Origin of the sequence: Pseudomonas fluorescens (assembly GCF_902497995.1) — a bacterium.
Classification (GTDB): Bacteria; Pseudomonadota; Gammaproteobacteria; order Pseudomonadales; family Pseudomonadaceae; genus Aquipseudomonas; species Aquipseudomonas fluorescens_BK.
Genome location: NZ_CABVII010000012.1, coordinates 159619 through 179378 on the forward strand (window position 1 = coordinate 159619; position 19760 = coordinate 179378).

The 19760-nt window shown below is 61.6% G+C and carries 18 protein-coding genes; 5 read left to right on the top strand and 13 right to left on the bottom strand.

What is annotated here, in order from left to right; translation table 11 throughout:
- Nucleotides 1-29: 29 nt before the first annotated feature.
- The 5 genes from F8N80_RS16125 to F8N80_RS16145 form a co-directional block, all read right to left on the bottom strand.
- Complete coding sequence (locus F8N80_RS16125; protein ID WP_150784261.1) at nucleotides 30-377, bottom strand: DUF6124 family protein; 348 nt, start codon at nucleotides 375-377, stop codon at nucleotides 30-32.
- Nucleotides 378-894: 517 nt separating this feature from the next.
- Nucleotides 895-1677, bottom strand: a complete 783-nt coding sequence (locus F8N80_RS16130; protein ID WP_150784262.1) for an SDR family oxidoreductase — start codon at nucleotides 1675-1677, stop codon at nucleotides 895-897.
- Nucleotides 1674-3422: an FAD-dependent oxidoreductase gene (locus F8N80_RS16135; RefSeq protein WP_150744747.1), complete on the bottom strand. Its 1749-nt coding sequence runs from the start codon at nucleotides 3420-3422 to the stop codon at nucleotides 1674-1676. Before F8N80_RS16135 ends, F8N80_RS16130 begins: the two co-directional genes overlap by 4 nt.
- Before the next feature lie 186 nt (nucleotides 3423-3608).
- Nucleotides 3609-5177, bottom strand: a complete 1569-nt coding sequence (locus F8N80_RS16140) for an amidase (RefSeq protein WP_440131188.1) — start codon at nucleotides 5175-5177, stop codon at nucleotides 3609-3611.
- Between the two features lie 134 nt (nucleotides 5178-5311).
- Nucleotides 5312-6748: a coniferyl aldehyde dehydrogenase gene (locus tag F8N80_RS16145; RefSeq protein ID WP_150784263.1), complete on the bottom strand. Its 1437-nt coding sequence runs from the start codon at nucleotides 6746-6748 to the stop codon at nucleotides 5312-5314.
- A gap of 198 nt (nucleotides 6749-6946) precedes the next feature.
- Here F8N80_RS16145 and F8N80_RS16150 point away from each other — a divergent pair, with 198 nt between their 5' ends.
- From F8N80_RS16150 to F8N80_RS16165, 4 genes are all read left to right on the top strand, one after another.
- On the top strand, nucleotides 6947-7930 hold the full coding sequence (locus tag F8N80_RS16150) for a flavin reductase family protein (protein ID WP_150748951.1): 984 nt from the start codon (nucleotides 6947-6949) through the stop codon (nucleotides 7928-7930).
- Nucleotides 7927-9258, top strand: coding sequence for a spinster family MFS transporter (locus F8N80_RS16155; RefSeq protein WP_150748952.1), 1332 nt, complete (start codon nucleotides 7927-7929; stop codon nucleotides 9256-9258). The genes F8N80_RS16150 and F8N80_RS16155 overlap by 4 nt, the downstream gene beginning before the upstream one ends.
- 106 nt (nucleotides 9259-9364) lie before the next feature.
- Nucleotides 9365-9997 carry a TetR/AcrR family transcriptional regulator gene (locus F8N80_RS16160; RefSeq protein WP_150784264.1) on the top strand — a complete coding sequence of 211 codons (633 nt, stop codon included), beginning with the start codon at nucleotides 9365-9367 and terminating at the stop codon, nucleotides 9995-9997.
- Nucleotides 9998-10064: 67 nt separating this feature from the next.
- Nucleotides 10065-10475 carry a low affinity iron permease family protein gene (locus tag F8N80_RS16165; RefSeq protein WP_150748954.1) on the top strand — a complete coding sequence of 137 codons (411 nt, stop codon included), beginning with the start codon at nucleotides 10065-10067 and terminating at the stop codon, nucleotides 10473-10475.
- A gap of 58 nt (nucleotides 10476-10533) precedes the next feature.
- Here the strand turns inward: F8N80_RS16165 and F8N80_RS16170 are convergent, their stop codons facing one another.
- The 8 genes from F8N80_RS16170 to F8N80_RS16205 form a co-directional block, all read right to left on the bottom strand.
- Complete coding sequence (locus F8N80_RS16170) at nucleotides 10534-11037, bottom strand: DUF4142 domain-containing protein (protein WP_150748955.1); 504 nt, start codon at nucleotides 11035-11037, stop codon at nucleotides 10534-10536.
- 74 nt (nucleotides 11038-11111) lie between these two features.
- Nucleotides 11112-11270 (bottom strand): KGG domain-containing protein, encoded by a 159-nt coding sequence (locus F8N80_RS16175; protein ID WP_082930399.1) that lies wholly within the window; start codon nucleotides 11268-11270, stop codon nucleotides 11112-11114.
- A 115-nt stretch (nucleotides 11271-11385) separates the two neighbouring features.
- Nucleotides 11386-12735 carry a sensor domain-containing protein gene (locus F8N80_RS16180; protein WP_150784265.1) on the bottom strand — a complete coding sequence of 450 codons (1350 nt, stop codon included), beginning with the start codon at nucleotides 12733-12735 and terminating at the stop codon, nucleotides 11386-11388.
- An 85-nt stretch (nucleotides 12736-12820) separates the two neighbouring features.
- On the bottom strand, nucleotides 12821-13459 hold the full coding sequence (locus F8N80_RS16185) for a LysE family translocator (RefSeq protein ID WP_150748957.1): 639 nt from the start codon (nucleotides 13457-13459) through the stop codon (nucleotides 12821-12823).
- A gap of 75 nt (nucleotides 13460-13534) precedes the next feature.
- Nucleotides 13535-14866: an MFS transporter gene (locus F8N80_RS16190; RefSeq protein WP_150784266.1), complete on the bottom strand. Its 1332-nt coding sequence runs from the start codon at nucleotides 14864-14866 to the stop codon at nucleotides 13535-13537.
- A 186-nt stretch (nucleotides 14867-15052) separates the two neighbouring features.
- Nucleotides 15053-15979, bottom strand: coding sequence for a hydroxymethylglutaryl-CoA lyase (locus F8N80_RS16195; protein WP_150784267.1), 927 nt, complete (start codon nucleotides 15977-15979; stop codon nucleotides 15053-15055).
- Nucleotides 15976-17169, bottom strand: coding sequence for a CaiB/BaiF CoA transferase family protein (locus tag F8N80_RS16200; protein ID WP_150784268.1), 1194 nt, complete (start codon nucleotides 17167-17169; stop codon nucleotides 15976-15978). The genes F8N80_RS16195 and F8N80_RS16200 overlap by 4 nt, the downstream gene beginning before the upstream one ends.
- A 241-nt stretch (nucleotides 17170-17410) precedes the next feature.
- On the bottom strand, nucleotides 17411-18319 hold the full coding sequence (locus F8N80_RS16205) for a LysR family transcriptional regulator (RefSeq protein ID WP_150784269.1): 909 nt from the start codon (nucleotides 18317-18319) through the stop codon (nucleotides 17411-17413).
- Between the two features lie 279 nt (nucleotides 18320-18598).
- Here F8N80_RS16205 and F8N80_RS16210 point away from each other — a divergent pair, with 279 nt between their 5' ends.
- Nucleotides 18599-19618 (top strand): DUF4917 family protein, encoded by a 1020-nt coding sequence (locus F8N80_RS16210; protein WP_150784270.1) that lies wholly within the window; start codon nucleotides 18599-18601, stop codon nucleotides 19616-19618.
- Nucleotides 19619-19760: the final 142 nt, after the last annotated feature.

The following is a 19760-nucleotide window of genomic DNA, read 5'->3' on the forward strand; positions in this document are numbered from 1 at the left end:
CCTGGCTCCTACGGGGATCTTTTGATCTCCTATTCAGCCCGATCAATCCGATCCAACGCCCGGTTCACCGCCAGCTCACCCAGCATGATGACCTGGGCAATCCCCAACAGGGCGTTGCGACTCGTCCCTTCCATATGATCCGCCAGATCCAGCGTCATGACATTGGCCGAAGCCAGCGACTCACAGGCGTGGGCCAGCAGGGTTTCGGTATCGAGTTCCGGGTTGACGATGAACATGGTGCAAAGCTTGCGCGGAGTGGCCTGGATGTCGGCGGCAGAGGGAATGCGTTCGGATGGTGGGTGGGAATTGTTTGAGTCGATGATTTCTGAGGGCGTTGCCGGATCGGTGTCCGGCGGGTTTGGTGTCGGCTTGATCATGAATGCTTCCCTTAATTAGCTGGGCCGCACCATCTCGCTACTACACGAAAGGGTGGCAGCTGTGCGCAAGTTAGTAGACCGGCAAGGGAAAGCAAAAACCGGCGCGCCCGAGGACGCCATGCGCACAGCTACCATCAAGTGCAGGCGGATACCTGACTGATGATGCTCATGCGACCGCTTTAACCTTGGCCGGGCTACTAAACCCGATCACTGACCATCAGTGACGCGAATCAAGTTACCGAGTAGCCCCTGGGCGCACAAGCCGGCGGATTCTGGCGTAACCGTAGGCAACGACGCAAGGTGCCGTGGCCTTCGGGAAGTGACGTGAGGGCTTTCTTACAAACACTCGGAAGCGTCCTACGCATCCATCAGAAACGCCCTATTTCCACCTCGACCGACTTCGTAAAAGCTTGCGAGCCTTGGCACGCTGCGGTCTGTCTGTGTGACCGCGTTATCGTTCTTCGCGGGCAAGCCTCGCTCCTACGGGCGTGTGTGGGTGTATGTGGAAGAGAGGCCGCTAGATACTCATCACCATCTGCCCACTATCGATGCGCAACTCGACGCCATTGATCGCCCGGGCTTCATCGCTGGCCAGGAATAGCACGCTGGCCGCCACGTCCTCGGGCCGGCACATGCGGTTCATCGGGTCGCTGTCGATGGTCATGCGGTCCGGGTCGACGCCTTCGGGGAGGCTGCCACGGGTCATGTCGGTGAGCACGCCATCCGGGTGCAGGGTGTTGCAGCGGATGCGGTACTTGCGCCGCCGGCAAAGCACCGCCACCGAACGCGACAATGCCGCCACCGCCCCTTTGGAGGCACTGTAGGCCAGGTAATCGTCACGCCCGGCCAGGGCCGCGATGGACGACAGGTTGATGATCGAACCACCGCTGTCCTTCATCAATGCGATGCCTTCGCGACAGCCCAGAAACACACTGTCGGCATTCACCCGCATCACCTTTTGCCACTCCTGCAGACTGGTTTCTTCAATCGAGCCAGCGATCAGGATGCCGGCATTGTTGACCAGGATATCCAGACGACCGTAGCGCTCGCGCACATGGTCGATGACCTGGCGCCACGCGTCTTCACTGCTGACGTCGTGGCGGATAAAGGCTGCAGCCGGCCCGATTTCAGCCGCCAGGGCCTGGCCTGCCTCGACGTCCAGGTCGCTGATCAATACCTGGGCCCCTTCGGCCGCCAGCATCCGCACGCTGGCAGCACCGATCCCCTTGGCGCCGCCGGTGACCAGTGCGACCTTGCCATGAACCCGGCCGTTCTTGTTGTTTTGATTGAACGTCATCATGTCATCTCATGTGCGTGGGTCGTTTGGGATTGCTGGCCGTGCTGGCGGGCCAGGTGGTTGGCAGCGATATAAGCAAAGGTCATCGCCGGACCCAGCGTACCGCCCGCGCCCGGATAGCTGGTGCCCATCACCGACGCCGAACAGTTGCCGATCGCGTACAGGCCGGCGATGGGAGCGCCGTCCTCGCGGACCACCTGCGCATGTTCGTTGGTCAACAGGCCGCCCTTGGTGCCGATGTCTCCGGCATCCAGGCGCATCGCGTAATACGGACCCTTGCGCAGTGGTGCCAGGCACGGGTTGGGCTTGATGTTGCTGTCGCCGTAGTAACGGTCGAACACGTTGCCGCCGCGCCCGAAGTCCGGATCCTTACCCGTGCGCGCATAGTCGTTGACCTTCACCACGGTGGCTTCGAGACCGGCGGCATCGACGCCGATCTGTTTGGCCAGCCCGGCCAGGGAGTCATCCTTCCAGTACAGGTTGTTCAACCATTCCTTGCGCAAGCGGCTGTCAGGCATGATCTGGGCCGGCATCAACGGTCCCATCGCGTAGTTGAAACGGAAATGCCCATCGAAAATCACCCAGGCCGGCACCGACTTGCCGCCTGTGAGCCCGTTGTCGCGGTACATGGCATCGACGAACTCCAGATACGGCGCGGCCTCGTTGACGAAGCGCCGACCCAGGCTGTTGACCACGATGGCGCCAGGGAACGCGCGCTCGGCAAAGATCCCCCGGGGCTTTTCCTCGCCCGGTACGGCGATGGTCGGCGCCCACCAGGCCCAATCCATCAATGCGGTGGCCGCGCCCTGAGCCAGCCCGGCCTCCAGCGCAGCACCGGTGTTGTTCCCCGGAGGGGTCGCACTCCAGGCCATGCGGGTCGGTTGCGGCAGGTATTTTTCACGCAACGCCTGGTTCTGTTCAAAACCACCGGACGCCAGGATCACCCCGTGGCGCGCGTGCAGTTGCACCTCGGCGCCGTCACGCCGTACGGTAACGCCGCTGACCCGCCCGTCTTTGGTGAGCAAGCCAGAAAAATCGGTGTTGAGCCACAGCGGCACGTTGCGATCCATCAGCGAGCGCCGCAGCGATGCCACCAGCGAGCTGCCCAGGGACGCTCGGCGGTCGATCTTGCTTTTGCGGCGCCATTTGAAATCGAGTTTGTAACGCAGCATCAGGCCCAGGATCAGCAGGCGCCAGCCAAAACCACGTGCCATGACCTTATGTGCATCGCGGGCGGTCCAGGCGATGCAGCCCATGAGCAAGGTCGACGGCGAAGGCTTGCGCAAGTTGGCCAGTTCGTCACCCAACAGGCTGGTATCGAAGAACTCCGGATCCAGGGTCCTGCCGCCGGGCAGCGCGCCCGGCAGGTGCGGGTAATAGTCGGGGTATTTGGCGGCGACCGCGTAGCGCACCCGACTGGTCCGGGCAAGCTCTTCGATCATCTTCGGCGCGTTGTCCAGATAGGTGCGCAGCCGGGTTTCATCGACATGTTCGCCCGCCGCCGCCTGCAGATAACGCAAGGCTGTTTCGTAAGTGTCGTTGCCGTTCAGCTGGGCGAAATAGTGGTTGTTGGGGATCCAGATACCGCCGCCGGAAATCGCCGAGGTGCCGCCGTACTTGTCGCTTTTTTCCACGATCAGCACACGAAAACCCTGGTCGGCGAGGAACACCGCCGACGTCATTGCACCTGCGCCCGAACCAACGACAATCACATCGTAGTGGGTCTGAGACTGAACTTGAGCCGTCATTGTTGTTATGCCATTAGCTGAGGTCAGAAATAACCGCCGACGACGCTGCGCGAATGCTGGCGGAGTGCAGCCCATGATCGGGGCTGCACGGGCCGGGCTCATCGTCAAAGCGGACTAGAAACCCGGCCCGGTGCCGGTTGCCCATAAAAGCTGGAACAACCGGTCGAAAGGGCCAGGCAAGCGCTGTCAGAGGACCGCGCGCCTGGCGGCCCAGGGACGATCCTGCTCCAGTTGACTGGCCAGGCGCAGCAGCCCGTCTTCGCCACCCAGGCGGGCGGTGAACATCATGCCCACCGGCATTGCGCTGTCGCTTTGGCCCAGCGGCAGAGAGATGGCCGGTTGGCCGCTGACGTTGGCCAACACGGTGAAACCGGCGCTGCCCATGGCGTGATGGGCATAGCTGTCCCACGGCTGATCCAGCGTCAGCAGGCCCAGTTGCGGCGTCAGGTTGGCGGTGACCGGCGACAGGATCACGTCGAAGCGTTCGAACGGCTGCTCCATGGTGGCGCCGATGCTTTCGAACGACTGGCGGGCGCGGTACAGGTCTTCACCGGTGGTGGTCTGGGCGCGTCCCAGGTTGACCAGGGTGATTTTCTCCAGGTCCTGCGCCGTGGCGGCCCGTCCCAACACCTGCTCGCGGTCGTGAATCGCGGTGCGCAAGGCGGTGCCGATCACCGCGCCATGAGCACCGAACAGTTGGCGCGGATCGATGTTCAGCGTCAGTTCTTCGACTTCATGCCCCAGTCCCAGCAACTGCTTGATGGTCTGCTCCAGAGTGGCGGCAATCGCCGGCTCCAACGCCGCGCCGGTCAATGACTGGCGAACCACGGCGACGCGCAACTTGCCCGGCTCGCGCTGCAATTCTTCGACATATGACCGTTGCAGCGGCGGGATCCAGTAGACGCTGCCCGCTTCATGGCCCTGGCCGGCATCGAGAAACAGCGCGGTATCGCGCACTGTGCGCGAGACCACATTGCCGACGCTGGCACCAAACCAGCCTTCGAAATGCGCCGGCCCGCTCGGTGTGCGATAGCGGCTGGGCTTGAGGCCCACCAGGCCGCAATACGAGGCGGGAATGCGGATCGAGCCGCCACCGTCGGTGGCATGGGCCACGGGCACGATCCCGGCCGCCACGGCCGCCGCCGCGCCGCCTGAGGAACCACCGGCGCTCATGGCCAGGTTCCACGGGTTACGCGTCTGCCCCCAGAGCAACGATTCGGTGGTGGTGGTCAAGCCGAACTCGGGGCACGTCGTCTTGCCAAAAGGCACTGCCCCAGCCTGCTCGTAGCGGGTGATCAAGGTGCTGGTCCGGGGCGCTGGCGGGGCGTCCTTGAACAGCCGGCAACCGTTGCTGGTCACGGTGCCTTGCAAGTAGGTATTGAGGTCTTTGATCAACACTGGCACGCCGGCCAGCGTCCCTTGGGTTTCGGTGCCGGCGGAGCGGCGCCCGGACAACAGCGTGCGGGCGTAGGCCTCGTGCAGCATGTTCACCGCCTTGACCCGGGGATTGACCGCGTCGCAGCGGGCGAGCGCCGCCGCCAGCAGGTCTTCGGCACGCAGTTCGCCGCTGCGGATCGCCTCGCTCATGGCCCAGGCATCCAGCCCCTGGTAATCACTGGCCGACAGACCCGCTGCACGGGCATCGGCAAAGCGCCCCAGGAGCCCGACGCCCGCAGCCAGGACGCCAGCCTTGAGCACGCTGCGTCGCGGCCAGGTTGCCGGCGCGTTGGACACGGTGGTTGTCGAGGCAGTCATCGGTTGGTGTTCGTTGGTTTGCATGGTGATCGTCGCGCCCTGTCGATTATTGTCATGAGGGTCATTGAACGGCTTTATGTTCCAGCGCTTGCCCCCGCCGGCCTTGATCCCGGCCAGATGCGCCCCGCTCTCGGTCAGTCGGCCGTCACGCTGGCCAGCATGGCTGCGAGGTAGTGTTCGCCATACGGCGGCAAGAGCCCCCATTCACGACGCGGGTCATGCTCCGGGGCCTTGAACACCGTGCGCTGGTGACTGAACTCGAGAAATCCTTCATGGCCGTGGTAATGGCCCATGCCCGAGGCGCCGACACCGCCGAACGGCGCATCGTGCATCGCCGCGTGCATCATCACATCGTTGACGGTCACCCCGCCGGACACGGTGTGCTCCAGCACGTAACGCTGCTCTTCGGGGTCTTTGCCGAAGTAATACAGCGCCAGCGGGCGTGGACGACCATTGATATCGTCAATGACCTGCTTGAGGTCTTCATAGGTGAGCACGACCATGGCCGGGCCGAAGATTTCTTCGTGCATGATCACACTGTCTGGCGCCGGGTCGACCACCACGCGCAGGGGCCGGCGCCGGTCCCGGGCATTCAGCGCCAGGGGTTCGGGCAGGCACTCGATGCGTGCGCCGCGGGCCTGGGCATCCAGTACGTAACCTTCGACGCGATCCAGGTGCCGCTGGTTGACCACCGCCACCACATCCGGGTTACCGGTCACTGATGGGTTGAGTTCGCTGTAGGAATCGCGCAGTGCATCAAGGAAGGGTTCAAGCAGCGCCTTGGGCACATACACCAGATCCGGATTGATGCAGATCTGCCCGCCATTGCAGGCCTTCCCCACGGCGATACTGAACGCGGTTTTCTTGAGGTCGGCGCTACGGGTGACGATGACCGGCGACTTGCCGCCCAGCTCAAGCGTCACCGGCACCAGATTCTGTGCAGCGTTGCGCATGACCAGCCGCCCCGTCGCGGTACTGCCGGTGTACACCAGGTGGTCAAACGGCTGGGCGCTGAAGGCTTCGGCCAACTCCACGTCGCCGGTGACGACGGCGATCTCCAGCGGATCGAGGTATTCAGCGCACAGCTGCGACACCAACCCGGCCGTCCGTGGCACCACGTCCGACGGTTTGAGGATGGCCCGGTTGCCCGCCGCCAGTACCGAGGCCAAGGGGCTGAACAGGGTAAATAAAGGCGCGTTCCAGGTACCGAGAATGCCCACCGTGCCCTTGGGTTGGTGCATCACCCACGCCTTGGCGCCGAGCTGATCATAAGGCGCGAAAGGCGCACGCGGATCATCCTGCATCCAGTCATGCAGATGGTCCCGCGCATATTTGAGCGATGCGAGGGCGCCCAACACGTCATTCATCAAAGAGAAGCCGGCAGGACGGCCACCGAAATCCAGATCGATCGCCTCGGTCAACGCGCCATGGTGGCGGACCAATAGATCGATCACTTGCTGGAGTCGACGTCGGCGAGTGTCAGCGCTCACCGCACCGGCGCTGGCGAATGCGCTTTTTTGCCGGGATAACAGGCTGGCAAGCCCTTGGACGGATGATGTGACTGAACTCATACGTGGCCCCTTGCTGGTACTGGCCCCATGGCCGGGAAGCGCCCGATGCACTTGCCGCTACCCTAGCCGTGCACCCCTTGCCACGCCTCGTCCGATCGGACGAGGATCGAGCAAATCTGTTAGTCCGTTGAGACGATGTTGAACCGCGTATTGCGACCAATACTGGCCCTACGAAAATCCCACCCCATGAGGCCAGTCATGGCAACGCAAAACGTCAGTTTCGATCCCCAGGCTTTTCGTGCCGCGCTCGGCACCTTTACCACCGGGGTCACCATCATCACCACCCACACCGAAGACGGCTCACCCGTGGGGATCACCGCCAACAGCTTCAACTCGGTGTCGCTCAATCCGCCGCTGGTGCTCTGGAGCCTGTCCAAGCAGGCCCGCAGCTTGCCGGTCTTCACCAGCGGCAAACACTGGAACGTCCACGTGTTGTCCACCGAACAGGAAACCCTGTCGGGACGTTTCGCCACCCAGGGCGAGGACAAGTTTTCTGAAATCCAGTTGGACAATGGCGTCAGCGAGGCGCCGCTGCTGCAAGACTGCACGGCACGTTTCCAATGCCGCACCGCGTTCCAGTACGAAGGCGGCGACCACGTGATTTTTGTCGGTGAAGTCCTCGCCTTCGATCACAGCGACCGTGCGCCGCTGGCGTTCCAGAGCGGCCAGTATGCCCTGGCGACCCGCAAGCCGCGCAGTGAGCTGCGTCTGGCCACCACGCCGCCGCCCCCTGAGTGCAGTTATACCGAGGACTTGCTCGGCTATCTGTTGGGGCGCGGCCATTATCAGGTGCTCAATACGCTGCGCCAGATGCTGAGTAATCAGCAACTGGACGAATTTGCGTTTTTTATCCTGTCGATTCTGTGCATCCGCGACAACCTGAGCCTGGAGGAAATCAATACCTTCGTGGCTTACACCGGCCGCGAAGTCACCTTGGCGAGCATGCGTTTTCTCGAACACCAGCGCCTGGTGGCGATCGAGGGCTCGGCCGAGTCGCTGCGTTTTGTCCTCACGGCCCAGGGCCGCGAGGTTTCACTGCATCAACTGGCGCTGGCCAAGGCCGTGGAAGAGGACCTCTCGGCCAAGCTCGGGCCCGCCGATGCACAAGCCTTGAAGGTCTTGCTCAAGCGCCTGATTGTCGTCAGTGACCCCGGCTTACCGGATCTGTGGGCCCCGCGATGACCGCCCGCGAAGCGGCGTTACCGGCGGCCAGGGTCGGCTGGGGCAGCCACGGCTTACTGTTGCTGCTGGCCATGGTGTTTGCCGACAACTTCGTCGGGCGACAAATACTCGCGGTGATGATCGAACCGATCAAATCCGAGTTCGGGGTCAGCGATACCGCCATCGGCTTGATCTCGGGTTTGGCGTTCGCGGCCGTCTATGCACTCATGGCCCTGCCGGCGGGGCGGCTGGTGGACCGCATGCCGCGGACCCGCCTGCTGGCCATGTCGTGCCTGCTCTGGGCCGTGGCGACAATGGCTTGCGGGCTGGCCGGCAGCTTCCTGGCGCTGGGCATTGCGCGGATGCTGGTGGCGATCAGTGAATCGCCGACGACCTCGGCCTCGCTGTCGTTGATCGCTGACCTGTATCCACCCCAACGGCGCTCATTCGCCATCAGTTGTTTTACCGCGGCGCCGACGTTTTCCTCGATCATCGGTTTGAGTATCGGGGCCTGGGTGGTGGAACACTATGGCTGGCGCAGTGCATTTATTGCCATTGGCGTGCCAGCCCTGGTGTTTTGCGCCATCCTGAGCTTTGTCGTGCGCGACCCGCAGCGTGGCCGTTGGGACCTCACGCCACACACTCAGGCGCAGCCTGCGCTGCTGGGCATGGGCACTGAAGCCCGCAAGCTCTGGGCCTTGCCGGCCTACCGTTGCCTGATCCTCGCGGGCGGTCTGGTCACGCTCAGCTCCTATGCCATCGCCATGTGGAACACCAGCTTCCTGGTGCGCTCCCACGGTTTGTCACTGCAACACGCCGGGCTGCTGGTCGGGGTGATCTGCGGTATCTCGGCCGGGATCGGTGGCCTCTTCAGTGGTTGGTTAAGTGACCGCCTGTGCCGCCGCCATCCACACTGGCAGGTTTCCATTCCAGTGTTGGGCCACCTGGCGGCCATCGCCGCGCTGATCCCTTATCTGCTCTGGTCCGATGCCCTGCTGGTGCGCTTGGGCGATGTACCGATTCCGGCTGCAATGCTCTGGTGCGCGCTCTATTCCTTCTTTGCCGTGTGGTGGGTCGCCCCGTCCTACAACCTCGTCACCCAACTGGTGCCGGCGGGTCGGCGCGGTACCGCCATGGCCCTGCAAACCATCGTCAGTACCCTGCTCGGGGTCGGCGTCGGGCCTCTGATCACCGGTTTGTTCAGCGATATGTTGCTGCCGCTGTTTGGCCAGGAGTCGCTGCGGTATGCGCTGCTGCTGGTAGTGAGCCTGCCAGTGATTGGCGCGGTGCTGTTGCTGATGCGCACCGCGAACCATGCTTCCAGAACGGGCTATCGCCATGCGGGATAAGTCTCGCGGCGCGAGCCTGAATACCCCGCCATGTGGACATGAATGAACCTGTATCCATCACGAAGCGTATTGGCCACGCTCTCATTTGCCCAGTTGACGAATTCACATGCTAACTACCATCGTATCAGCCAATCCAGTACACCGCGCCCGCGATCGACTGCTTGACGCAGCGGTCGAACTTTTCGCCACACGCGGCTTTCAGGCCATCGGCTTGCGAGATCTGGCGAGCCACCTGGGACTGCAGGCCGGATCGTTATACCATCACATCGAAAATAAACAGTCCTTGCTGTTCGAACTCATTGAGTCCGCCTTATCCGACTTATTGCTGGACACGACGCGTCGAATGAAAGGAGCGCGCAGCCCTTGCAAACGTCTACAGTTATTTATTCAAGCCTTCGTCGCCTTTAACTGTAATGAAAAACACAAATTAGCTCTGATCACCCGTGAATTTGTGAATCTTAACGAAGAACAAAAGCAGCAGATCATGCAGCTAAAGAATAAATACTCATCTCTTTTAAGCGCAGTCATAGCTGATGAGTACAGTGAGAAAGGCAAGCCCGGTGGCGACATCTGCCCGGCCACCAATGCAGTCATTGTGATTTTATTTGGGCAGTCGCAGTGGTACAACACCGAGATAACCGAACCGCAACTGACAGAAGCACTCACAAGCCTTGTGAAGTGCATTATCGCCTCTAGCAACAAGATCAAAGCACCGGCAACTCTACAACGCACGTTTTAAGGTAAGCGAATTTTCATCATGCCCGCGCTGTCACACGATCAGGCGCATCCTCATAAGGAACACGGCAATGAAATTCGCAAAAATCTCGCAGAAACTCGCGCTGTGGGCCGGGAGTCCCAAGACCTTCATGGGCGCGTTGATACTGATTGGTCTGTGGGGTCTGAGTGGACCGATTTTTGATTACAACGATACCTGGCAACTGATCATCAACACCTCGACCACCATCATCACCTTCCTCATGGTGTTCCTGATCCAGAACACGCAGAACCGCGATACCGATATTCTGCATCTGAAGATCGATGAATTGCTGCGAGTCAACAAGGAGGCGCGAAACGCGATGCTGGGGCTCGAATTGCTGGATCTCAAGCAATTGGAAGCCTTGCGCAAACACTATCGCGCCATGGGTGAAAATGAAGTGTTCGAACTCGAAGGTCTCGTCTCCAGGGGCAAGCACAAGCAGAAATGGGACGAGTGCTGAGCCAAAAAACGGCGCCTGACCTGAGTCACGCGCCGTTTACGTTTAACCCTGCCAACCCCTAGCGACTGGCTTGCAGCGCCCTGGCCATCTGCAGATGGTTTTGCAGTTTGGGCAGGGTTTCTTCAGCGAAGGCTTTGATCTGCGGCACGTCGCTCGTCTGCGCGGCCTGCTGCAACTGCTCGATGGCTTCCTGGGTGGTTTTCACCTGACTGGCCGCGTAGGCCTGGTCGAAGCTTGCGTCAGCTTTCACTTGCGGCATCAGAGCCTTGGCCTTGTCGACCACTTCTTCGCGCGGGGCCACTGGCAAATCCAGTTGCTTGGCGATTTTCGCCAGATGCTGGTTGGCGGTGGTGCGGTCGTTGATGACGACGATGGTGTAATCCTTGACCTCTTTGGACTCGGACAATTGGTGCGCCAGGCGACTGGCTTCGATGTCGGCCATGCCTTTGGCCGAGGCATCATTGATGAATTCGGCGGGAGACTGGGCAAAGGCACTGCTGGCACACAGGCCCAGTAACGTGACAAAACCGGCATTGCGTAATCGGGTGGCCATCCAGCTCATGGTCGCGCCCTCCTTCTCGAAAAATTCAAGCGGGAGCTTTCGCCCCCGCCTCTCAATCAAAACCACCTCACCGACTATTTCGATTTCTGACCGCCTTTGCGGCCCATATCGGGTTTCGCAGGGTCTTTTTCGACAGTCGTAGTGGTAGTTTTCCCACCCTTGCGACCGGCTTCAGACGCCTTCGTTCGATCGTTGGCGAAATTTCCCGAGTTCGAGTTTCTTGAGTTAGGCATGATTCTCTACCTCTTGGTGATGATCGCGACGAGCAAAAGCCCGCATAGAATCTGAATTTCGATCAGCGCAAAGGTTTAGAAAACATGGGATCGCCGCGACGAACGGTGGCGGGTTTCATTCATCGAGTTGCAGGTGGCGCTGGCGTTTGGCGCTGTACATCGCTTGATCGGCATGCCTGAACAACTGACTTTCTTCGGTGCCGTGTTCAGGATAGTGCGCGACGCCGATGCTCGGCTGGATAGTCACACTGTGTCCGTCCAGACGCAAAGGCTGGGCCAGGACCTGACGGATTTTCCCCGCCACGCTATCGGCGTCTTTCGCGGCGTGGATGCTGTGCAGCAACACGACAAACTCATCACCGCCGATGCGCGCCACCGTGTCGGTTTCGCGCACGCAGTGCTTGAGCCGATTGGCGACCGCTTGCAGCAACATATCGCCCACCGCGTGGCCGTGGGTGTCGTTGACCTCCTTGAAGCGGTCGAGATCGATGTACAGCAATGCCATATGGCCGCACTCTGTCCGGGCCAGTGTCAATGAAGCTTTGAGTCGCTCACGGAGCAACTCGCGATTGGGCAACTGGGTGAGTTGGTCGTACTGGGCCATGCGCTGCAGCCGGGCATGCAATTGCTTGCGTTCGATAGCCGTCGCGACTTGGGCGCAAACGTACTGCAGCAGCTCCTTATCCTGCTCGGTGTAGCGCTCGCCACCGGGCACGCTTTTGACGATCAGCGCACCGATGGTGCCGTTTTGTGAACTCAACGGCACGCCCAGCCAACAGATCGATTGCTGGTTGGCGACCAGCGCCTCATACCCTTCAGGTACAGTGTCCAGGTCCGGGCTCAGCAGGATCGGCTCGCCGCTGCGAATGACCTCGGCGCACAGACGCCCGGTGATCGTTCCGGGCTGTTCGGGTTGCAGCTCATGGTCGTCGACGTGATAAGGAAAATTCAGCTGCCCGCAATGTTCGTCATACAAAGCGACGGAGAAATTCAGCGCCGGCAGCCATTCGCCGATGAGCAAATGGATGCGTTGGAACAGCGCCAGCAAATCTTCCGTGGCGTGGGCGGCTTCGCAAATCGCGTACAGCGCCGCTTGCCGGGCCTCGGCCTGTTTGCGCTCGGTAATGTCACGGGCCACGGCGATGCGCAGTTGGTCGACCTCCGACCAGCGGGCCGACCAGAGGATGTGCACCACCCGGCCATCCTTGTGCAGGTAGCGATTCTCAAAGTTGAGCTTGGGTTCGCCCCCCATGATTTCCCGAGCGGCGTCGAGGGTGCGCTGGCGATCGGCGGGATGCACCAGATCGATCATCGGCTGGCCGATCAACTCGTCGGGGGTGTAGCCTAAAATGCGCTCGCAGGCCGCGCTGACAAATACGAAGCGACCTTGTTTATCGACCGCACAGACAGCATCCAGCAAGAGATCGAGGTAGCTCGCCTGGGGCGCTGAATTTCTGGTTGCCATGGTGCGTTGGGCGCTTCCCGACAATGCAGCAATAAAGAACCATCCCTGACCGATCAGTGCCACTGACGCGTCCGTGCTATCAGCCTCACGCCTTGTTCGGCACCAGCCCCGGCAATGCATGCACCAGGGCGTTGATGGCGAAACCGATGAACATCACCCCGCACAAGCGGGTGATCGCCAGTTCATGCCGTTGATACAGGCTGCGCACCTGCCGCGCACCGACGATGCCTATGAGGATAGCGTAGGCCATGAGGCCGCCGACGAAGCTCAGGACAATCAACCACGGCAACATTGACCAATGCAGCAGTTCTGCGCGGCTTGAGAGCAGCGCGGTAAACGTCGCGACCGCCACCGGATAAGCCTTCGGATTGGTCAGGCCAAACACAATGCCGTGCCAGAACGGTTGCCGCGCCGGGCCCTGAGGCGCTTCGACACTGGCGCGCCGAGCGCGAACCGCGCGCAGACCGAGCCAGAACAGATAGAGCCCGCTGAGCACGCCCAACACATCGAAGGCGGTACTGCCGATTTCCCGCGCACCGACAATCGCGATCAACGCGGTGCTGCACCAGACCACATCCCCCAGCAAATGCCCGCATAGAAACCCCGCCCCGGCCCGCCGGCCATGCGCCGCACCGATGCCGAACACTGCCAGCACCCCGGGCCCCGGCGTGATGCCGTAGATAAAGCCCGAGGCGAGAACGGCCATTAGAAGCGATGGAGTCATTGGAAGTCCTTGTTGAGCCTGGGTGAATGCACGCCAGTCTATCTCAGGTCCCCGGGGCGGTGGTGCCGCTTGTTGTCAGTACTTGTCGAGCGTGCGCAGCTTCTGCGGCAACCCCCACAACAGCAGCGCGACGGCGATCAGCGCGCAGACGCCGATGACGTACAGGGCCGGGGTGGTGCTGCCGGTCAGGTCCTTGATCCGTCCGACCATGACCGGGCTGACGATGCCGCCAAACTGACCGAGGGTGTTGATGACCGCGATCCCGCCCGCAGCCCCTGCACCGGCGCCGGCCAGCAGTTTCGGCGGCAGGGTCCAGAAGCTCGGGATGGAGGCGATGATGCCGGCACCGAGCAAGCCCAGCGCGACAATCAGGAAGGTCGTGTGGTTGGCAAAGATCCCCGCACAGAAGAACCCTACTGCGCCCACCGCGACCAGACCGGCGACGAACTTGCGTCGCTCGCCCGTCGAGTCGGACAACCGCCCGATCACCACCATGCTGATGGCGCCGCAGATATAAGGGATGGCGGTCAGCAAACCGATCATCACCGGACTCTCGGTGCCAGCACTGCGGATCAGTTGCGGGGCCCAGAAATTCAAGCCGTAGGACGCCACCTGGATCAGGAAGTAGATCAGCCCCAGCGTCAGGAAACCCGGGATCCGCAGCGCGGCGAGCAACGAGCCGCCCGTCTTGTGCGGCTCATGGTGCGCGATGCGGCTGGCCAACAGGGACTTCTCCGACGGCGTCAGCCAATGGGCATCTTCGATGCGGTCCTTGAGCAGCGTCAGCACCAGCAAACCGAGGCCGATGCAAGGCACGCCGCCGAGCAGAAACAGCCAGTGCCAGCCGCGCATATCCATAAAGCCGTCGAGGTGTTGCAGCACCAGTCCGGAGAACGGTGCGCCCACCAGGCCGGCAAATGCCGACGACAGGAACAGCATCGAAGTGATGCGCCCGCGATAGTGCTGCGGGAACCACAGCGTCAGGTAATACAGCACACCCGGCGCGAAACCGGCTTCCATCGCCCCGATCACGAAGCGCAGCGCATAGAACTGCCATTCGCTGTTGACGAAGACCATGGCCGCGGTGGCCAGGCCCCAGGACATCATGATCCGGGCGATCCAGCGGCGGGCGCCGACCTTGTAGAGCATCATGTTGCTCGGCACTTCGAAAATCACGTAGCCCACCACGAACAACCCGGCGCCGAGGCCGTAGGCGGTGTCGCTCAGGCTGAGGTCGGTCTGTAGCTGGAACTTGGCGAAGCTGATGTTGATGCGATCGAAAAAAGCGAACAGGTAGCAGACCATGATCAGTGGCATCAGGCGCCAGGCGACCTTGCTGACCAGGGCTTTTTCTTCGTCGTGGCTAACGGACGGGCTCGCGCCCGCCTCCAGTACATTGAGGCTCATGGTGGTTCTCCAGGCGGACTTTCCGTGGGTGTCCGATTGTTTTTGTTGTCTGGTTTAGGTTCGTTATGCGCTTTTCTGTAGGAGCGAGGCTTGCCCGCGAAGGCGGTGTGTCAGTAGCCATTGATGTTGAATGGGAGGCCGTCTTCGCGGGCAAGCCTCGCTCCTACAGGGGTTATTTGGTGTGGCTCAGGACGGAGTCGGGTGCAAATCACAATTGCGTCCGGCCTTGGCCAGCTGGCCAGGCACTTCATGGCCCAGCAGCGCCGGCAACCCTCGGGACAACTTCAGCAACAGCGGCAGATCGATGCCGGTATGAATGCCGATTTCATCGCACAGGTTCACCAGGTCTTCGGTGCAGATATTGCCCGAGGCTCCCGGTGCAAACGGGCAACCACCGAGACCACCCAATGCCGCGTCGAAACGTCGGGCACCGGCCTCATAGGCCGCCAGCACGTTGCACAGGCCGAGGCCGCGGGTGTTGTGGAAATGCAAGGTCAGGTCCGCTGGCGAAACCCGCTGCAATACCCGTCGCACCAGCCGATCGACCTGCCGCGGATTGGCCATGCCGGTGGTGTCGGCCAGGGTAATGCCCTGGATGCCGAGTTCCTGATAGGCGTCGACGATCTGCAGCACGCGGTCCTCATCGATCCTGCCTTCGAACGGGCAACCGAAGGTGGTGGCGATGCTGCCATTGAGCCGCACCCTCGTGCCGCCCACGTAGTGCACGATCTCGCCGAACGCAGCCAAGGAGGCTTCGCAACGCATGCGCATGTTTGCCAGGTTGTGAGTCTGGCTGGCGGACATCACCAGGTTCAGCTCGTCGGCCCTGGCCGCCAGCGCCCGTTGCGCGCCTTTGAGGTTGGGGATCAAGGCGACGTAGATCACCCCCGGTTGCCGGGCAATACCCTTGAACACCTGCTCACCATCGCGCAGCGCCGGGATTGCCTTGGGCGAGACGAACGAACCCGCCTCGATGCGGCTGAAACCGGCCAGCGACAGCTGATCGACCAGCGCAATCTTGTCGACGGTTTCGACCCAGGTCGGCTCGATTTGCAAGCCGTCGCGTGGGGAGACTTCCTGAACGATCAGGCTCTCGGAAAAATCAGTGATCATTGCACCACCCCTTCAGTTTTCAGCCGCTCGATATCCGAGGCCGTCAGGCCCAGCCCCGCGAGAATGCCATCGGTGTGCTGGCCCAGACTCGGTCCGGACCAGTTCACGCCGCCGGGGGTTTCCGACATTTTCGGCACGATACCCGGCATCTTCACCCTGGTACCGCCAGGCAGCTCGGCACTGAGCAGCATGTCCCGCGCCTGATAATGCGGGTCGGCGACGATGTCGGCCACCGAGTAGATGCGCCCGGCCGGAACCTCAGCGGCTTCCAGGGCCGACAGGACTTCGTCGATCGGCAGGCTGCTGGTCCAGTGGGTGATGGCGGCGTCGAGCAGATTGCTTTTGGCGGCACGACCGTCGTTATGGGCGAACTCCGGCGTTTCGGCCAGGTCATTACGACCGATGACGAGCATCAGGCGCTTGTAGATCGGGTCGCTGTTGCCGGCGATCACCACATAGGCGCCATCGGCCGTCAGATAGGTGTTGGAGGGCGCGATGCCCGGCAAGGCTCCGCCGCTGCGTTCACGCACATGGCCAAGCATGTCGTATTCCGGCACCAGGCTTTCCATGACGTTGAACACGCTTTCGGCCAGGGACACATCGACCACTTGTCCGCCGCCCTGCCCGGTCTTGACCCGCAGCAGCGACATCAAGGCCCCGATCACCGCGTGCAGCGACGCCAGGGAATCGCCGAGGCTGACACCGACCCGGGCCGGTGGCGAACCGGGGGTGCCGGTGGTGTAGCGAATCCCGCCCATGGCCTCGCCGATCGCACCGAACCCCGGACGATCGCGGTACGGGCCGGTCTGGCCGTAACCGGAAATCCGCACCAGGGTCAGGTTGGGATTGAGGGCATGCAACACATCCCAACCCAGGCCGAGTTTTTCCAGGGCACCGGGGCGCAGGTTTTCGATCAGCACGTCGGCACTGGTCGCCAGTTGCTTGACCAGGTCGATGCCTTCGGGGGATTTCAGATTCAGCGCCAGGGATTTCTTGTTGCGCGATTGCAGGTACCACCACAACGAGGTGCCTTCGTGCAGCTTGCGCCATTTGCGCAGGGGGTCGCCCTGGCCCATGGCTTCGATCTTGATCACTTCGGCGCCGAACTCGGCGAGCATGCGGGCGGCGAACGGCGCGGCGATCAGCGTGCCGATCTCGATCACCTTGATGGCACTTAAGGGGGCAGTCATCGCGGGGTACCTCTATGTTGTTCTTGGAATATGAGCCAAGGCTAGAGGACCGGGGGGTGATCAATCCAACCCTCAATCGGCAAGGGGCGTTCGTGAAACGCGAACGCTGCGCAAGATTACCGCGACCTCTGGTCAGTCTTCGCGGGCAAGCCTCGCTCCTACAGTTGATCGGCGGCGTACATAGATCCCTTGTAGGAGCGAGGCTTGCCCGCGAAGAAGCCGGCCCATTCACAGAGAATTGTCAGACCACCCCACGCAACTGCTCAAACAACATCCGGCTCACCGGCGACAATCCCGCTTCATCGCGCACCACCAGAATCAACGCCCGATCCGACCAGTCGTCCGTCAACGGCACCGCGTGCAATCCCAACGCCCGGCCAAACAATTCGTAAGCCTTGTGCGGCAGAATGCCAATGCCCATATTGGCCTGCACCATCCGACACATGGCATCGAAACCGGGCACATGAATCCGCAGCCGCAGCACTTTGCCGGCCTTGCGCGCCGCGGCATGGGTGCGCATGTTGATCGAACTGGCGGCGTGCAGGCCGACGTAGTCGCTGTCCAGGGTGTCGGCAAAAGCCAGGGCCGAGCGGCTCGCCAACGGATGATCGGGCAGCATCAGCACCACCAGCTTGTCCTGTCGATACAGCACGCTGTGCAGACCTTTGACGTCGCTGTCACTGGAGCAGATCCCCAGGTCGGCCACTCCATCGAGCACCCCCTGGATCACCCCGGCGCTGGGGCGTTCCTCAAGGTCGGTCTTGACCTGGGGATGGCGCTCGGAAAAGTCTCGCAGGTCTTCCGGCAAAAACTGGATGATCGCCGAGAGATTGGCCAACATCCGCACATAGCCGCGAATGCCATGGCTATGTTCGCCCAGCTCAAGCCCCATTTTCTCGACGTTGAACAGCATCTTCCGCGCATGATGCAACAGGGTTTCGCCGGCCGGCGTCAGGGTCATGCCCTTGGCCTGGCGCACGAACAGGCCGATGCCCAGCGCCTCCTCCAGTTCCATCAACCGCTTGCTGGCCGCCGACACCGCAATCGCCTCGCGGTTTGCGGCACGGGTCAACGTACCTTCTTCGTGGACGGCGACGAACAGCTGGAGAGTGATCAGGTCGAGACGGCGGATCAGGCTTTTTTGCAGCATGGAGGGCTCGATGACTTCGGTTCGACTGAATCGGCAATATAGCCTACCACCCGCGACAGCCGCGTTGACCTTCGTCGCGTGGGGGTGAAGCCCCCAGTGCCTTGGCGATGTATTCGACGTTGCCAGTCTCAAACGCATCCACCATGAAGACGGCGATTGCAAAGCTGATGACAGCTGGCGCAGGACTGGTGCTGGTTGGCAGCGCGGCAATGTGGCGCAAGTCCGGGTCGTGATAAAGTCGCCGCCCATCAGACCTTTTGCTTTGAGACGCCGACTGCAATGACCGATTTCCAGGATGTCGATGCCCAGCTTGAAGACTGGAACGCCTTGCGCGCCACCGCCTCGTTCAGCGGCCTGCTGGTGGGCAATGGTGCCAGCCGCGCAGTGTGGGATGACTTCGGTTATGACTCGCTGTTTGAAAACGCCCGCACCGTCGAAGAAAAACCCATGAGCCAGTCCGAGCTGAGCGTGTTCGACGCGATGCAGACGCGCAGCTTCGAGCAGGTGCTCAGCGCGCTGAAAACCACCAGCCGGGTCAACAAGGCCCTCGCCGTCAGCTCCGCCGCACCGCGCAATCGCTACTACGCGATCAAGGAAGCGCTGATCAACACTGTGCATGCGGTGCATATTCCGTGGCGGTTGGTGGTGCCTTCGACTCTGGCGACGATCAGTCAGGAACTGGGCAGCTATCGGACGGTGTTCACCACCAACTACGACTTGCTCAACTACTGGGCGATCCAGCACCAGCCTGATGCAATCACGGACCTGTTCCAGGGTGCCGAGCCAAGCTTCGACCTGAGCGTCACGGCCACCGATAAAACCCGGCTGCTGTACCTGCACGGGGGCCTGCATCTGGTGCGCAACCAGGACGGCACGGCGCGCAAGCTGAAGTCGACCGAGGGTACCTTGCTCGGCAGTTTCGCCATCAACAACACGATCAAGACCCTCGACGACGTGCCGCTGTTCGTCAACGAAGGGCCGGCTCAGGACAAGCTCAAGACCATCCGCAGTTCGGATTATCTGTCGTTCTGCTATGAACAGTTGCTGGGGCATGGCGGTGGGTTGTGCATCTTCGGTCATGCCTTGGGCGAGCAGGACAGCCACATCATCCATGCGTTGCGCCAGGCGAAACCGACGGTGGTGGCGATCTCGATCAATCCACGCAGCAAGGCGTTCATCCAGCATCAGAAGCGGCATTACGCGAAGGTGTTCGAGGGGACGGGGGTTGAGTTGCGGTTTTTTGATTCGAAGAGCCATGCGCTCGGTAGCCCGAAGCTCACAGTCCCGGTCGAGGTCTAGCTGCGACGCGGCTGCCCCTGTAATTGGATGGACTCGCCCACGCCGAGGCGTCAATGCGCCACGGTGGCAGTCTAAACAGCCAACGACAGCGAGGGCGAGTCCATGAAAAAGCATACTTCGATTGATCAATCATTGTCTTCTG

Coding starts and splice junctions, on each gene's coding strand:
- F8N80_RS16125 (WP_150784261.1), bottom strand. CDS start 377: ATGATCAAGCCGACACCAAACCCGCCGGACACCGATCCGGCAACGCCC.
- F8N80_RS16130 (WP_150784262.1), bottom strand. CDS start 1,677: ATGATGACGTTCAATCAAAACAACAAGAACGGCCGGGTTCATGGCAAG.
- F8N80_RS16135 (WP_150744747.1), bottom strand. CDS start 3,422: ATGACGGCTCAAGTTCAGTCTCAGACCCACTACGATGTGATTGTCGTT.
- F8N80_RS16140 (WP_440131188.1), bottom strand. CDS start 5,177: ATGACTGCCTCGACAACCACCGTGTCCAACGCGCCGGCAACCTGGCCG.
- F8N80_RS16145 (WP_150784263.1), bottom strand. CDS start 6,748: ATGAGTTCAGTCACATCATCCGTCCAAGGGCTTGCCAGCCTGTTATCC.
- F8N80_RS16150 (WP_150748951.1), top strand. CDS start 6,947: ATGGCAACGCAAAACGTCAGTTTCGATCCCCAGGCTTTTCGTGCCGCG.
- F8N80_RS16155 (WP_150748952.1), top strand. CDS start 7,927: ATGACCGCCCGCGAAGCGGCGTTACCGGCGGCCAGGGTCGGCTGGGGC.
- F8N80_RS16160 (WP_150784264.1), top strand. CDS start 9,365: ATGCTAACTACCATCGTATCAGCCAATCCAGTACACCGCGCCCGCGAT.
- F8N80_RS16165 (WP_150748954.1), top strand. CDS start 10,065: ATGAAATTCGCAAAAATCTCGCAGAAACTCGCGCTGTGGGCCGGGAGT.
- F8N80_RS16170 (WP_150748955.1), bottom strand. CDS start 11,037: ATGAGCTGGATGGCCACCCGATTACGCAATGCCGGTTTTGTCACGTTA.
- F8N80_RS16175 (WP_082930399.1), bottom strand. CDS start 11,270: ATGCCTAACTCAAGAAACTCGAACTCGGGAAATTTCGCCAACGATCGA.
- F8N80_RS16180 (WP_150784265.1), bottom strand. CDS start 12,735: ATGGCAACCAGAAATTCAGCGCCCCAGGCGAGCTACCTCGATCTCTTG.
- F8N80_RS16185 (WP_150748957.1), bottom strand. CDS start 13,459: ATGACTCCATCGCTTCTAATGGCCGTTCTCGCCTCGGGCTTTATCTAC.
- F8N80_RS16190 (WP_150784266.1), bottom strand. CDS start 14,866: ATGAGCCTCAATGTACTGGAGGCGGGCGCGAGCCCGTCCGTTAGCCAC.
- F8N80_RS16195 (WP_150784267.1), bottom strand. CDS start 15,979: ATGATCACTGATTTTTCCGAGAGCCTGATCGTTCAGGAAGTCTCCCCA.
- F8N80_RS16200 (WP_150784268.1), bottom strand. CDS start 17,169: ATGACTGCCCCCTTAAGTGCCATCAAGGTGATCGAGATCGGCACGCTG.
- F8N80_RS16205 (WP_150784269.1), bottom strand. CDS start 18,319: ATGCTGCAAAAAAGCCTGATCCGCCGTCTCGACCTGATCACTCTCCAG.
- F8N80_RS16210 (WP_150784270.1), top strand. CDS start 18,599: ATGACCGATTTCCAGGATGTCGATGCCCAGCTTGAAGACTGGAACGCC.